Genomic DNA, 13972 nt, shown 5'->3' with positions numbered 1-13972 from the left:
TCAGATCCAAGAGTGCAATGGCGGATTGACGCCATTGAGGTAATATTGGCCCACGGCAAACGCCTTCCAGCGCACGGGATCGTGCACGGTGTGGGTCCGAGCGTCGCGCCAGTAACGGTCAAAGCCGTTCGCTTCAAGAGTTGCGCGCGAACCTCCAAGCTCGATGAGCTTGTTGGCGGCGAGGATCGCGATGTCTGTGGTCAGAACTTTCGCCTCAGCGACGGCAACCTTCGCAAGCGCGATCGTATCTTCGTTTGTGTTTCTAAGCGTAGCGTCGAGCTGATGCGCGGCGCGCTCCAGCAACGCGTCTGCCGCATCAAAGCGAATCTCAAGATCGCCGATGTCGCGTAGCGTAAACGGGTCCTGTGTTGCGGCTTCCTGGCCGCTGTCGATCCACGGCCTCGCGCGCTTCCTCACGAAGTCGAGCGTCGCTTCGATCGCACCTTTCGCAATGCCGAGGTCGATGGCGGCGTGGATAAGCTGGCTTTGAGGCCCCGCGGCGCTCGGTTGCTCATAAACGATGTGCGCCGGGAGTACGCGGGTAGCCGGAATCGCGACGTTATCGAGCGTCACCGTTCCGCTAGCGGTCGTGCGTTGTCCAATGCCCGACCAATCATCGACGACAGTAAGCCCCTGACTATCCCGGTCGGCAATGGCGACGACGACATGCCCTTCTTCATTTAGCGCAACGATCGGGACAAGATGCGCGAAGAGAGCGCCGGTCGAATAGAATTTCTTGCCGTTGATGCGATAGTTGGCACCGTCTTGCGTGAGCCGGGTCGAAAAATCTTCGACGTTCTTGCCGCTCGATTCGGAAAAGGCGTTGCCGAGCCTGTAGCCAGAGAGAATGGCACCAAAAAGCTCGTTTTTCTGCTCCAGGCTTGCCGTCGAGCGTATGACGTCGACAATCTCAAAGTGATTTTGGGCAAGTTGGGAGAGAGATGGATCGGCAGCTGCAAGCGTTGCAAATACCTTGGCAACCGTCGTTTGAGAAACCCCTGCCCCGCCATTTTCCTTAGGGATTGTTATGCCCCAGAGGCCGCTTTGCGAGAAGATATCGATCTCGGCAAGGGGATAGTGGCGGGATCGGTCGCGCGCGATCGCGCCTTCCGCAAAGACCGGCGCGAGACGGTGAGCGGTCTCGATGGCGTCCGCATCGTCCTTGATCACCGCTGCGTCCTGTGCCGGTCGCGACGGCGCCCAGCCGGGCGGAAGTGAGCGCGCGGTTACGCGGTCGTTCTCTGCGGCAAGTGGCTTATGTTCTGACATTTGTCGTTTCTTTCGTTTCGCAATTCTCGATTGCCAACGGGAACGGGGCGTCGCGGTTTGCTCCGTGCGGCCCGCCTCGTGCGCTGATGCTGCCGCTAAATCCAGGAATGACGGGGCGGGAGGACGTGATTGAGGTAGTAATTCCCAATGATCGGATATTTCCAACGCACCGGATCGTGGACGGTGTGAACGCGCGCATTGCGCCAATGGCGGTCGAAATTGTTTTTCAACAGCGTCGAGCGAGCGCCGCCATGCTCGAACAGCTTGTTCGTTGCGAGAAGCGCGACGTCGGTCGACAATACCTTGGCTTTGGCCACCGCGATCGATGCCGCCGCGACGGTCTCAACCGTTGGATTGGCAACGGCAGCATCGAGAGCGCGCCCTGCCCGTGCGAGCAGCGCCTCAGTCGCGTGGAGCTTGATCTTGAGATCGCCTATATCAGAGATTGTGTAGGGGTCCTCGACTGCCTTTGCCTTGCCGCTGTCGATCCAGGGACGAGCCGAGTTGCGCACAAACGCGATCGTGTCCTCGATGGCCCTCCGCGCGATGCCCGTGTCGACCGCGGCGTGGACGATCTGGCAAACTGCGCCGTTGGCGCTCGGGCTGTCCTGAGATGCATAGCTTGGAATTACGCGCGACGGCGGCAGCACGACGTTCTCGATGATTACCGTGCCGCTTGCTGTCGTTCTCTGACCAAAACTTGACCAGTCATCGATAATGGAAAGACCCGGAGTATTGCGATCGGCGACAGCGAAATAGAGACGGCCTTCTGGGTCGACAGTCGTGATGGGAACAATGTGGGCGAGGAGCGCGCCGCTCGAATAGAACTTGCGGCCATTGACGACGTAGTCATCGCCCCGTCTCGTGATCTTTGTCTCAAAGTCGGCGGCGGTACGGCTGCCAAGTTCGGAAAAGGCGTTGCCGCTTCGGGTGCCAGCAAGTATGGCGCGAAAGAATTCGGCCCGCTGTTCGGGCGTCGCCGTGGTCCTCAGCGTATCGATGAAATCGATATGATTTTGCGGCAATTGCCCGATCGAGGGGTCGGCCGCGGCAACTATGCTGATGACTTCCGCGATAGTGGAATACGAAAGATCGGGGCCCCCATACTCCTTCGGAACGTTGAGCGAAAGAAGGCCGCTCTGCGTGAACTCGGCGATCTCGGCAACAGGCAAGCGCTGCTGCCGATCTCTCTCGCTTGCCGTCTCGGCAATTCTTGCAGCGAAGCGCTTCGCAATTTCAATGGCCTCGTCCGCACTGCTTACAACGTGAGCGCCTTTGGGCTCCTCAAGAATTGGGAGCGATGACTTGGTTAGGCTTGCAGCAGATTGATGCTCGGTCATTTCTCTTGCTCTTGTTTTAATTGGAGTCTCGGCGCGACGCGCTTGCCATTAACAACCCACCGATTGGCATCCTACGCACCACCCAAGGCGATCGTTCTCTATGGCGACGATCACCAGTTCGGCAGCGAAGCGCGAGGAGGCAGTCGGGAGTGCAGCGACTGAGTGATGCACGACACGCCGACCCATGACGCGGCGGTCGACCGCAGCTTCATGGATTGGCGCGATAATCCTTTCATTGCGCCGAAGCATGAACCAATAAAATCATCAAAGGATATGCACCGGATTGATATCTGCTCAGACGAGCACCCTTACGTTAAGGCGACAGGCGACCGGAGATCCTAGAGTCGCTAAACTCGCGCGCGGCCGACTATAGTGAGGAATATGATCATGCTTCGCTTCACCGTCTTCTTATTGGCGGCGCTCCCATTGCTCATTGCCTGTGACCGGTCCGACAATGGTGCGAGAGAGAATGTTCTGCGGATTGGCGCCACAGTCACACCGCATGCGCAGATTCTTGAGGAAGCCAAATCCATCTTAGCAGAGGAAGGCGTAAAGCTAGAGATTGTCGTCTTCAACGATTACGTGCAGCCGAACACGCAAGTAGCGGAGGGTCAGCTTGACGCCAACTATTTTCAGACGCAGCCCTATCTCGATGAATTTAACGCCGCGCGAGGCACCCACCTCGTGCCGATCATCGGCGTACATGTCGAACCGTTAGGTGCTTATTCGCATAAGTACCATGCGATCTCAGCCTTGCGTGACCATGCCGATGTCGCACTGCCGAACGATGCCTCGAACGCAGGGCGATCATTGCTGCTGCTGCAACAAGCTGGGCTGATCTCGTTGCGTAAGGGGCAGGATCGCCTACAAACAATCGCCGATATTTCCGAAAACCCAAAAAATCTAACCTTTCGCGAACTTGAAGCAGCCGTCTTGCCGCGTGTTCTCAATGAGGTCGATCTCGTCGTGATAAACACCAACTACGCGCTCGACGCAGGGCTTAACCCTCGGAAAGACGCGCTCGCGCTTGAAAGCGCGAAGAGCCCGTACGTAAATTATCTGGTGTCGCGGCTCGATAATCGTTCTGATCCGCGAATTCTCAAACTCGCGGCTGCACTGACCGGGCCCGCGATCCGCAACTACATCGACCGAACTTTTGATGGCGCCGTCATCCCCGCGGAAAGCGGCAATCCTTGAGAGAGGGCGCGATCGCGCGGCTCTCTTCATGCGAAAATATTGGAGGATTCCTTTATTTTCGCGTGAAGTGAATTACGAGACGATTGCCGAAGGCCTGCAGGATTTGGACCAGAAGAATAAGTAGTACCACAGTCACAATCATCACGTCGGTCTTGAAGCGCTGGTAGCCATAACGGATCGCCAGGTCCCCGAGCCCGCCGCCCCCAATCGCTCCTGACATCGCCGTGTAATCGACGAGGACAACGGCCGTCACGGTCACACTGGCGATCAGTCCTGGCAAGGCTTCGGGCAGAAGAGCGCGGAAAACAATTTGGGAGACGGATCCTCCCATAGCCTGCGTCGCTTCGATGACACCGCGATCAACCTCGCGCAGTGCTGTCTCGACAAGACGGGCGAAAAAAGGCGCCGTGCCGATGACGAGCGGAGGGATCACCCCGCGGACGCCGAGTGACGTGCCAGTGAGGAGCACGGTAACCGGCATCAGCAGAATGAGAAGAATAATGAAGGGGACCGATCGTATGGTGTTCAACACAACGGACAACAGGCCGTAAGCGAACGTTTGATCCAGTAGCTGTGTGCGCCCGGTCAGGAAGAGCAGAATGCCGAGCGGCAGCCCGAGCAGCACCGTGAAAAACAGCGAACCTCCGAGCATGGCGAGCGTCGCCAGCGTTGCCTGCAAGATATCGTCCCAGCCGATGGAGTGCAGAATCACCGATAAACCTCACGTTGCCGTTGCTTTCAACGGCGCCTCGGAATTGGCGCCGTTCAGGTGTTCCGCCGACACGCCGCTCGCGCGCAGACGCGCGATGGCACCGTGCACGTTGCCGTCCGTGAACGATATCGTAAGCTGCGCATACGGCACATCGCGGATCGTGCCGACGCGGCCGCCGGTTATGACATAGTCGATGCCGAACTCGCGAGCGACGGTGCCTAGAATGGGAGTGTGGGCCCTCTTCCCAACGAACGTGAGACGATAAATCTGTCCGCGCGGGATGCTACCCAAGTTCAATTCATCGTTCTCAGGCTCCGCTTCGTGCACGAGCTCGCGAGTCTTAGAGTGACTAGGGTGGAGGAATACGTCTTCGACGCGCCCGTGTTCGACGATCTGACCATGATCTAGCACGGCCACCCGGTGTGAGATCTGACGTACCACGTCCATCTCGTGCGTGATCAGAACGATGGTGATGCCGAGATCTCGGTTGATCTCAGCCAGAAGCTTCAAGACTGACCGCGTCGTCTGCGGGTCAAGTGCGCTGGTCGCCTCATCGCACAAGAGGACGTCGGGCTGCAGAGCCAAAGCGCGTGCGATGCCGACACGCTGCTTCTGCCCGCCAGACAGTTGCTTTGGATATTTCGCCACATGATCCTGGAGTCCGACGCGCGCAAGGAGCTTGCTTACGCGCTCGGCAATCACGCTGCTGCTCCGCACGCCCGAAAGCTTAAGTGGAAAAGCCACGTTCTCGGCGACGGTCTTTGCCGAGAGAAGATTGAAGTGCTGAAAGACCATGCCGATGCTGCGGCGGATTGTTCTAAGTTCCTCGCCTTTGACAAGCGTGATGGGCTTGCCCTTGAAGGCAATTTCGCCTGCGGTCGGCCGCTCCAATAGATTAATGAGCCGCACCAGCGTCGATTTTCCGGCGCCGGACGAGCCGATGATGCTGAAAATTTCGCCGCGTTGAATATCGAGATTGATATCGCGAAGCGCGGTCGCCGCTCGTCCTCCGACAAGAAAATCCTTAGAGACGCCTCTGAGGCTGACGATCGGCTGAGATGGCTGGCTGTTCACTCCTGCCCCTATTGATGGATGTCGCGCATCTGGAATCGCGCAAAGAGCAGGCGGAGGATGCCCGCCCTGCTCTTGCGGTGTCGCTTGCGATTAGAATGCCGGATAGATCTGGCCCTGGTAGTGGGCTTTGATGAACTCGCGCGTTGCATCGCTATTTAGGGCCTTAGCGATGATTTTCACCTCGGCACGGTCCTTATCCTCCGGACGCACGACAAGATATTCTCCCCAGATGTTTCGGCCGTCCTGTCCACGGTCGATGTAGAGTGATTTTTCCAGCGGGAGCTTCGACTCGAAAACATAGTTGCCGTTGAGTGCAGCGAGCTCGACTTGCTCCAAGGCCCGAGGCAATAACGCCGATTCAAGTTCAGTGATCTTGAGGTGCTTCGGGTTCTCCAAGATGTCCTTGAGTGTCGGCAGCGGATCCTCGGGGCTCTCGAGTTCCGGCTTGCCCTTAAGTTTGATCACGCCAATCTTTTGCAGCAGCAGAAGACCACGGCCTCCATTGACTGGATCGTTGGGAATGGCAACAGTCGCGCCATCCTTGAGTTGGTCAACGGAAGTAATCTTCGTTGAGTAGGCGACAAACGGCTCGATGTGCACGGGAACGATCGGCACAAGGTTAGTGCCTCGCTCACGATTATAATCGTTGAGGAATGGACGGTACTGATAATAGTTACCGTCGAGCTCTTTCGAGACGAGCTGCGCGTTAGGCTGTATGTAGTCCGAGAAAACACGGATATCTAGATCCACGCCTTCCTTGGCTACGATCGGCTTGACGAACTCGAGGATCTCAGCGTGCGGCACGGCGGTCGCGCCGATGACGAATTTTGTTCCGGCATGCGCTGTCGTTACTGCTGCGACAGTTGAAAGCGCCGCCGTCAGAAGCGTCCAAATCTTCATTGGTCCCCACCTGTTATGACAAATGCACGTTGTGCTGATCGCTCTCATTAAAGGTGAATGGCGATCACCGGTAACGATCGAGCAAGTCAAGCCGCTATGGCTCGGCGTTATGGTTCAGCCGTTAGGGGGCGGCAACGAACTAAAAAATCTAACCAAATCAGCCTGCGTGATAATAGAAACGATGAAACGCGCTCACTTTATTCGAAGCCAGGTGCTCGCGACGCTTGTTTCCGTGTTTGGATTCATCGGAAAAATATGAAAGCCTAGAGCGCTCGGGCCTTTGAGGCGATCAATCGAACCCTATTCCGTCCACATTGTTAAGCCGTCGGCGCCTGACATGTCTCCGATAGGCATCGTCGACTACAAACTTTTCCGTAGATATCCAATCGAGAATAGGCGCTGGTCCTGGCGCGAATGTCGATTCGGATTCCTGTGTACGGGCCGATCAAGTTTCCGATAAATTCCAGCTATAACTCGGCATCGCTCAAATTCGAAGGAGCAACTGGCACCGCAAGGAAAAAAACTTGACCGCTCAAGATCGACGCCGGACTGTACTCTTACGCCTCGCTATTGCAGCCGTATTACTAAGCGCGGCCGTGGGCAAAGCCCAGTCGCTTGAAATTTTCGATCGAGCGAAATTTCGGCAACCTCGCCATTTCAATCGCTCGTTTCTGAGTTTTTTTTCGAAGGACGCCGTAACGACAAACGTAACTTGATGCGGGATAACGGCCCCTCAAAGTTCCGATATTGGCGTTCTCGGCTTTGCAAAAGCACAGCATCAATCTACCACCTTTACGCCCTAGTCGACTTTCAGCTGAAAAAACGAGAAATGGCCGAAAAGAGCGGAAAAGTGAAAACGCAAGGCCTTTACTGCCAAATTTATTCAGGACTCGGTGCTCGTCGACGGATTGTTCGATGATATCAACGACGAGGCGCGTGGTGTTCTGTACGTGTGACTTCTGTGCTGAGGTCTTTGATTTTGGCGTGGATTCGATATCAGCGATCGACATTTGTATGACTCCAGGATAGGCGGCGTCCCAATTGACGCTTCCAGTACCCGAAGCCCCGCGGCGCGAGGTGATTCCTTAGTTTTCAGCAAGCCAACGTGTCGGCTGCCGATATCCCAGACCAATGCGTGCTTTCCGGCTGAAGTCCAGACTCGTTTTCGCTGCGGCGGCTAACTTCGAAATATCGGTTAATCGCTCTGTCAGCGAGTTAGTGATTTAACTCGGATCATCAGCGGCTGAAGACGAGTGTTTAAGTTTTCGGATTATTGAGATGGACTCCGCAGCCCGCGTTAGGTAGCGAACAGCTAATCTGGGAACAATAGTCGGACAAAATGGAGGCAAAGCGTGCGGGATCTCCCTTAGCCAATTGTGCAAGGCCAAGATATTGTCGCGAAGGTGAAATTTGGGAAATGCTGCTTGTATGCATCCAACATTGGCCGGCACAGACCATGAGTATGAATACCCCCTCTATGGCGGGGTGAACCTCTACCTTTCGGATCGCTTTACGCGCGAGCATGGCATCACCGTAGATCGCGATCGGTATTTCGTTGACGAGTCATGGCGATACAACAGCGGTGACGCCCTCGGCCCCTTCTCGCGGCCAGACTTCATCGGCATCACGATGCACCGCCTTAAGTATCTAAACACGTCAATCCTTGAGCTGCACGCTTTCCAGGTCAAACGCTTCCGTACCGACGTGAAGAACTCCCTCATCGGTGCTCTCGAGGCGAGTTACTATCAAAAGTGGGCTCATTATTCCTATTTGGTGATGCACTACCCCTCTGATGAACGCGAAAAGGCGAGCTTCTACGATGTTGTCGCAGAGTGCACCAAGCACGGGGTTGGCTTTGTCGTTTTCGATCACGCCGACCACTTGGATTCTTTTCACGTGTACCTGAGACCGGTCGTCTCCAACCCCTATGGGCCCAACACCGAGAGGTTCATTGTGAATCGCGTGACCGAAGGTGGCCGCCAGGTCATTGAAGGATGGCACAGAGCATGAAGGTCATCGTATCGGCCAACAGCAAGGGTGGCGTCGGCAAGACCACAGCGGCAGTCCTAATGGCAGAAGGTTTGGCAACTTTCAACGGACAGCGCGTGCTGTGCATTGACCTCGATCCCCAAGCTAATATGACGACAGTTCTGATGGCCGAGGATCTGCGCGAAAAGCTCCGGAAGAACAACCACACCATCGATCAGTACTTTCTTGGAGCGATCAACGCCAATCACGCTACTCTCAAGGACTTCATCGCCCGGCCCACCGGCCACCTTTCACTTGGTAAGGTCAGAAACCCTGGACACGTACACGCTGTACCTTCTGCCACCCGCGTGATCGACACTGACCGCGCGATCGTACGCCGCTGCGCGGACCTTGGCCGCGAGCTGTCCTCGGTACGTGCAGATTTGCTTAAGCGCCTCAAGGCCGATTTAGAAGCGCTGAGCGGACAATACGAGGTGGTTATCTTCGACACGCCGCCGGCCATGAATATCTTCACCGAGGTGGCTCTCCTCGCCGCCGATTACGTATTCTTACCCGTCGTGCCCGAGGACCTATCGACCATTGGCTTCCGGGAGTTTGTCGGCCGCGTCCACAGCAACAACCTGCTGTCACCGGCCGCCAAGCAAAACCTCGTCATCATGTTGAGCAAATATCAGAAGAAATGGCTGAGCCACGGCAAGACCATCGATAAGATCAATGGCTACGCAGCAGCCCTCAACAAGGATTTCGGCGTGCGCTTCCGGTTGCTCGACAGTGAGATCACCCATCATGAGGCATTCGCCCAAGCGTCGGAGTTCAGGGGTAAGTCACCGACGTTCGATACGAAGTACGGGAAGGCTAAAGCCAACGCGAAGGCCGTTGCCAAAGCAGTATGGACAGCGATCAATTGAGGGGAGCATGAACAAGGAACCCACCGACGTCACCAACGAAGTACTGCGCCTTGTCGGCGAGATCATTACGGAGAAGCCGCAAGTGGCGAAAGCGTTCGCTGAACGACTCGCGGGGTTACTCAACAAGCCAACCATCAAACCGTTTGAGATGTTTGGGAGGGAGGGTGAGGCTGCCACCCGCAAGAACCTCGGGAAGCTGACCAACGACCAGCTTTTCTCGATCATCTATGCGTACGATTTTGACGCGGATACCATCCCGCTCAAGAGCGCAAAGAAGCCGGCGCTCATTGAACATGTCGTCAGCCATTTAAAAGCGAGCTTCAGAGAAAACCGGCAGTTGGTAGAGGGATGATTTGCGATGGTGCCATAGAATTTTGCTTCAAAGTCTGCACCATCTATGTGAACTCTCAGTCGATACTACTATAAGTCGGTGACCTCGGCGCACGCCTAACAATCAGAGTCGCTCGATGTTGTAGCCCTCGAGCTCGTGCTTGCGTGGCCATGACTGGCCATACGACATTGATGTAGCCTTCAGCGACACGATAGGGCTACGCCTTTGACTTTGGAGTTGCTGAATTCGATGCGAGCCCCAATCTTCGGTAGCCGCTTAGGAAGCGAGAACGGCAAATGACAAAACCGGAAGAAAACATGCTGGAGACAGAGCTCAAAAAGAAGCCCAGCATCGAACATCTGGCGTGGGCCATTGAGCAACGTAAAGAAGTTCAGTTGACTATGCTGGCTCTCTACCAGTTCGTCCAAACGCATAAGGCCGAGCACCTCACAATTGAGTATCTCAGCTTTACGGCCATGCATCGCAAACAATCGGTGAAGTATCTTTCTTAATTCCAAATAAGTGACGTTTCGGCGTGTGGTTGTTTACGACTTCGATCGCCACCGTCTCACGTTTTGGCGATTCGCAAGTTCGGGCTTGCGATAACTCGGTCCTCCGACATTGACACGCAAAAAACCCTCCTGTGCGCGCACGCTTGACCGGACATAAAGAGGATAGGTGAGATCCCTTCTCGGCCTCTCGTACGCGCCGAGTTCCGCCTTTGAGGTGATAGCCTACGCGATGGTTTCGGTCCCGGATCTTTGTCTTTCAGGTGGGACAACCACGCCTGCTGCAAGCCATTTCTAGAGACCCATTTTTTTTCGAGTCTCCACAAAGTCGTCACCTGAGTGCAAGTAGTGGTCTGGCCTATCCTGAAGGTCAATGCCACTCAGATAGAGAATTGCATCCCAAATTTTTCTCTCATGAGCTTGCCCCCATCTGCAAAGTTCTATCATCGTTGGCCATCATTACACGGACAGCAATTTCGCAATATCTTCACGGGATTCGGACCCACTACATAGAGCTTCAAATTTCTGCTGTACGTCCTCCAATGTTACCTTCATATCATCATTTCCCAATGTAATTATAATCCGCATCAAATTGGTAATGAACCTTCGCGCGCTCAGAAATTACGGGCCGAAGTCTTTTTGACTAGTGGCTTTCGTGCATGCACTTTGCGTGATCTGCCAAAACTTCGATGACACGGCACTCGTTGAGTTCTCCGTGGCCACAGCCATCGATCATGCGCTTAAGCTCTTTTTGCAAAGCTCTGAGGCTGCGTAAGCGCCGCTCCACTTCTTCCAATCTTTCTCGCGCGAGAGCGTCAGCCGTATCGCAAGGTTGCTTGGGATTATCCTGAAGCTTTAACAGCGCACGTATCGCATCAAGTTCAAACCCGAGTTCGCGACAATGGCGAATGAAAGCCAGGCGTCGGAGATCTTCGTTGGCGAACAGGCGACGATTGGCATGGGTCCGCGCGGGACGCGGCAACAGCCCGATTTCCTCGTAAAATCGAATAGTCGGGACTTTGACTCCGCTTAGCTTGGCGGCTTCTCCGATGGACACCTCATTCATTTCAATTTGCTCCTCTAGGTACTAGAGCATGTAGCAGTGACGCGTGAGCGGTCAAGGTGCCGAGTTCCGGCAAGAGCAATAGGGGGCAGGAAGTGTCGTTAACTACGGCGATATTGATCTCACTTATTCCGGTAACGGCGGCTGTAGTTGGTTGCTTTGCCGCCGCTTGGTACCGCCCGGGCCCGTTGATTTCGAGCGCGATCCAACATTTCGCGGCCGGTGTTGTGTTTGCGGCGGCTGCGGGAGAGGTCTTGCCCGAACTCAAGCACGCTTCCTCGGTGTGGTCGATTGCGATAGGCGGCAGCATCGGCATTGCGGTCATGTTGGCGATCGAAGATTTGGGGAAGCGCGTGAACGGCCCAGCAAGCATCACCGCGCTTGTCGCTCTTGATTTCCTCATCGATGGTCTCGTGCTCGGACTTGGGTTTGCCGGCAGCACAAAAGTCGGCGTCCTACTGACAGTCGCACTCACACTTGAAGTTCTATTTCTCGGATTGTCGCTCACACTCAAGCTTGGGCAGCAAAAAGTTACGCCCATTGCCATCGTTGCGACCGTAGCCGCTGTCGGCATGCTGCTTCCCGTGGGGACAATCGCCGCCGGAGTGGTCGCAAAATTTTCTCCGGTCATGCTCAGCGGCTTTTTTGCGTTCGCACTCGTGTCTCTGCTTTACCTTGTGACGGAGGAGCTGTTGGTTGAGGCGCATGAAAGCGGCGACGCGCCTTGGGTGACGGCGATGTTTTTCGCGGGTTTTCTGCTTCTCCTCGTTCTAGACGGGCTTATGGGGTGAGCGTCACCGTCGACAAGGTCGCGCATTCACATCGCAGCCCCAGTTTCCGGTTCCGCCGTTGGTGCAGTTGATGCTCTTGGTTCCAGAGCGAGCCCAACTGGTCCACGCCGCACCGTATTCAAAATCCACGAAGTCAGCCCAGGATTGGATAGCGGCGCGGGTGGCCAATGCTTTTGAGGCCATTCCCGAACTCGACCCATAATGGAAATGATCGATCATGCAGATGAGACCGCGTTCGCGGTGTTGCGCGTGGAGATCGGACACTTCCTGAGCCACGCTTGTTGATGCCGTAAGCAATAGCAATGATGCGATCGTCATGCCTCGATATATCATATCAAAAACTCCCAAATCAGCCCAAGTGACCCGCAATAAGGGAGTGAAGAAAATCAGTTGTCGACTAAAATTCGCAACAACCAAAGCTTTTTCGGCCGACGCGTTGCAAAGAAAAAAAAGCGCCTCTTGCTCCTCTAGTCGCTTGAGGAGCTACCGTCGCAAACAGCGTGCGCTGCAGTCATGACGGCCCGGCTTACCCAACCCAAAAAAAACCGAAACATATGGCTCACGATCACGATCACGATCACGATCACGATCATCACGGCTTTAATGGCCACGACCATCCCCATGGCGATCGCCACGCCGATGACCACAGTCACGGTGGCCACGCGCACGTTCACGCACCCAAAGACTTTGGCTGGGCGTTTGCGGTGGGCACGGCACTGAACGTCGGCATCGTTGTGCTGGAGGCGTCTTTTGGCTTTTGGTCGAACTCGATGGCCCTCTTGGCGGATGCTGGTCACAACTTGAGCGATGTGTTTGGGCTGCTGTTGGCATGGGGCGCGAGCGCGCTCGTAAGGAGAAAGCCGACTGCCCGCTTCACTTATGGATTGGGCGCCTCGTCCATCCTAGCGGCACTAGCGAACGGGATTTTGCTGTTGGTCGCGACGGGAGCAATCGCATGGGAGGCGATTGAACGCTTGAGTGCGCCTCAGCCGGTGGCAGGTTTCACCGTGATGATTGTCGCTGCGATCGGCATTCTCGGAAATGGTTTCACCGCTTGGCTGTTCACCTCAGGACGTCACGATGACATCAACGTGCGTGGAGCTTTCCTGCATATGGCGGGCGACGCGGCCATCTCACTTGGTGTGGTGATTGCGGGCGGTCTAACCCTGTATACCGGTTGGCTTGTGCTTGACCCGATCGTGAGCCTTGTGATTGCAGTGCTCATCGTGTGGAACACGTGGGGTTTGCTCAAAGACTCCTTGATTATGGCGATGCAAGCTGTCCCCCCGGGCATTAATACCGATGAGGTTCGCCAATGCCTCGAAAAAATGCCGGGAGTGGCACGGCTCCATGACTTGCATATTTGGGCAATGAGCACGACCACCATCGCGCTCACATGCCATTTGGTAATGCCCGAGGGGCATCCAGGAGATGCCTTCCTGGTGGAGGTTTCCCGCACGCTGAAGAACAAATTCAAGATCGCTCACTCCACGTTTCAAATCGAAGTTTCGGAAAATGCCGATTGCGAACTCAGGCCAGATGACGTCGTTTAAGGCGTGGCGCGAGGGCAACGAAAGGTTCGCCACTTGCTTATGAAAGAGCCGGAGGGCCGTGGCGAAGTCATTTTTTTAGGTCAAGCTAGGACAAATATGTTTATATGCTGACATGCTGAGTAAGCTTCTCAGATATGTGGTCACCGTATCGGTCCTGCTAGCGACGACGATTGCAGGCTTACCGCTTGTCGTTTGTGTAAGCGAAGCTCACGGCGCGGCAATCGAAGTTGATCGGACTCACCATTGCACCGATAAAACGTCGGCAGGCCATGCCATCTTATTCAGGAAGGTTGAGACGTCCGCTCGGTCGGTGCCGTGCCGCGATTATCGACTGGA

Annotated in this window: 15 protein-coding genes; 7 read left to right on the top strand and 8 right to left on the bottom strand. The window is 55.4% G+C overall.

Annotated elements, in window-relative coordinates:
- Positions 1–1269, bottom strand: a complete 1269-nt coding sequence (locus K2Q04_RS01585) for an SfnB family sulfur acquisition oxidoreductase (protein WP_291158314.1) — start codon at positions 1267–1269, stop codon at positions 1–3.
- A gap of 95 nt (positions 1270–1364) precedes the next feature.
- A complete protein-coding gene (locus K2Q04_RS01580; RefSeq protein ID WP_291158311.1) occupies positions 1365–2609 on the bottom strand; it encodes an SfnB family sulfur acquisition oxidoreductase in 1245 nt (414 codons plus the stop codon).
- Between the two features lie 387 nt (positions 2610–2996).
- Between K2Q04_RS01580 and K2Q04_RS01575 the strand changes: the two genes are divergently transcribed.
- A complete protein-coding gene (locus K2Q04_RS01575) occupies positions 2997–3806 on the top strand; it encodes a MetQ/NlpA family ABC transporter substrate-binding protein (RefSeq protein WP_291158309.1) in 810 nt (269 codons plus the stop codon).
- 52 nt (positions 3807–3858) lie between these two features.
- Here the strand turns inward: K2Q04_RS01575 and K2Q04_RS01570 are convergent, their stop codons facing one another.
- The 4 genes from K2Q04_RS01570 to K2Q04_RS01555 all read right to left on the bottom strand — a co-directional run bounded on the left by K2Q04_RS01570 (position 3859) and on the right by K2Q04_RS01555 (position 7502).
- Positions 3859–4518, bottom strand: a complete 660-nt coding sequence (locus tag K2Q04_RS01570; RefSeq protein ID WP_291158307.1) for a methionine ABC transporter permease — start codon at positions 4516–4518, stop codon at positions 3859–3861.
- Positions 4519–4527: 9 nt separating this feature from the next.
- A complete protein-coding gene (locus K2Q04_RS01565) occupies positions 4528–5592 on the bottom strand; it encodes an ATP-binding cassette domain-containing protein (protein WP_291158304.1) in 1065 nt (354 codons plus the stop codon).
- A gap of 90 nt (positions 5593–5682) precedes the next feature.
- Positions 5683–6492: a MetQ/NlpA family ABC transporter substrate-binding protein gene (locus K2Q04_RS01560; protein ID WP_291158302.1), complete on the bottom strand. Its 810-nt coding sequence runs from the start codon at positions 6490–6492 to the stop codon at positions 5683–5685.
- A gap of 584 nt (positions 6493–7076) precedes the next feature.
- Complete coding sequence (locus tag K2Q04_RS01555) at positions 7077–7502, bottom strand: hypothetical protein (RefSeq protein WP_291158299.1); 426 nt, start codon at positions 7500–7502, stop codon at positions 7077–7079.
- A gap of 418 nt (positions 7503–7920) precedes the next feature.
- Here K2Q04_RS01555 and K2Q04_RS01550 point away from each other — a divergent pair, with 418 nt between their 5' ends.
- The 4 genes from K2Q04_RS01550 to K2Q04_RS01535 all read left to right on the top strand — a co-directional run bounded on the left by K2Q04_RS01550 (position 7921) and on the right by K2Q04_RS01535 (position 10232).
- Complete coding sequence (locus K2Q04_RS01550) at positions 7921–8502, top strand: hypothetical protein (RefSeq protein WP_291158296.1); 582 nt, start codon at positions 7921–7923, stop codon at positions 8500–8502.
- On the top strand, positions 8499–9389 hold the full coding sequence (locus K2Q04_RS01545) for a ParA family protein (RefSeq protein ID WP_291158294.1): 891 nt from the start codon (positions 8499–8501) through the stop codon (positions 9387–9389). The genes K2Q04_RS01550 and K2Q04_RS01545 overlap by 4 nt, the downstream gene beginning before the upstream one ends.
- Positions 9390–9396: 7 nt before the next feature.
- The gene (locus tag K2Q04_RS01540) at positions 9397–9741 is read left to right on the top strand and encodes a hypothetical protein (protein ID WP_291158291.1); all 345 of its coding nucleotides are present in this window, start codon (positions 9397–9399) and stop codon (positions 9739–9741) included.
- Between the two features lie 275 nt (positions 9742–10016).
- On the top strand, positions 10017–10232 hold the full coding sequence (locus K2Q04_RS01535; RefSeq protein WP_291158288.1) for a hypothetical protein: 216 nt from the start codon (positions 10017–10019) through the stop codon (positions 10230–10232).
- Positions 10233–10872: 640 nt separating this feature from the next.
- On the opposite strand, the gene K2Q04_RS01530 is transcribed toward K2Q04_RS01535, so the two are convergent.
- Positions 10873–11295: a helix-turn-helix domain-containing protein gene (locus tag K2Q04_RS01530; RefSeq protein WP_291158285.1), complete on the bottom strand. Its 423-nt coding sequence runs from the start codon at positions 11293–11295 to the stop codon at positions 10873–10875.
- A gap of 92 nt (positions 11296–11387) precedes the next feature.
- Between K2Q04_RS01530 and K2Q04_RS01525 the strand changes: the two genes are divergently transcribed.
- Positions 11388–12083, top strand: coding sequence for a transporter (locus K2Q04_RS01525; protein ID WP_291158282.1), 696 nt, complete (start codon positions 11388–11390; stop codon positions 12081–12083).
- 467 nt (positions 12084–12550) lie between these two features.
- Here K2Q04_RS01525 and K2Q04_RS22145 read toward each other — a convergent pair whose 3' ends face one another.
- Positions 12551–12757 carry a hypothetical protein gene (locus K2Q04_RS22145; protein WP_366935729.1) on the bottom strand — a complete coding sequence of 69 codons (207 nt, stop codon included), beginning with the start codon at positions 12755–12757 and terminating at the stop codon, positions 12551–12553.
- Between the two features lie 30 nt (positions 12758–12787).
- Here K2Q04_RS22145 and K2Q04_RS01520 point away from each other — a divergent pair, with 30 nt between their 5' ends.
- The gene (locus tag K2Q04_RS01520; protein ID WP_366935728.1) at positions 12788–13636 is read left to right on the top strand and encodes a cation diffusion facilitator family transporter; all 849 of its coding nucleotides are present in this window, start codon (positions 12788–12790) and stop codon (positions 13634–13636) included.
- Positions 13637–13972 lie beyond the last annotated feature (336 nt).

This window comes from Hyphomicrobium sp. (genome assembly GCF_019753045.1).
GTDB lineage: Bacteria > Pseudomonadota > Alphaproteobacteria > Rhizobiales > Hyphomicrobiaceae > Hyphomicrobium_B.
Note: the sequence above shows the minus strand (reverse complement) of the source record. Positions and strands in the feature narration are given on the sequence as shown.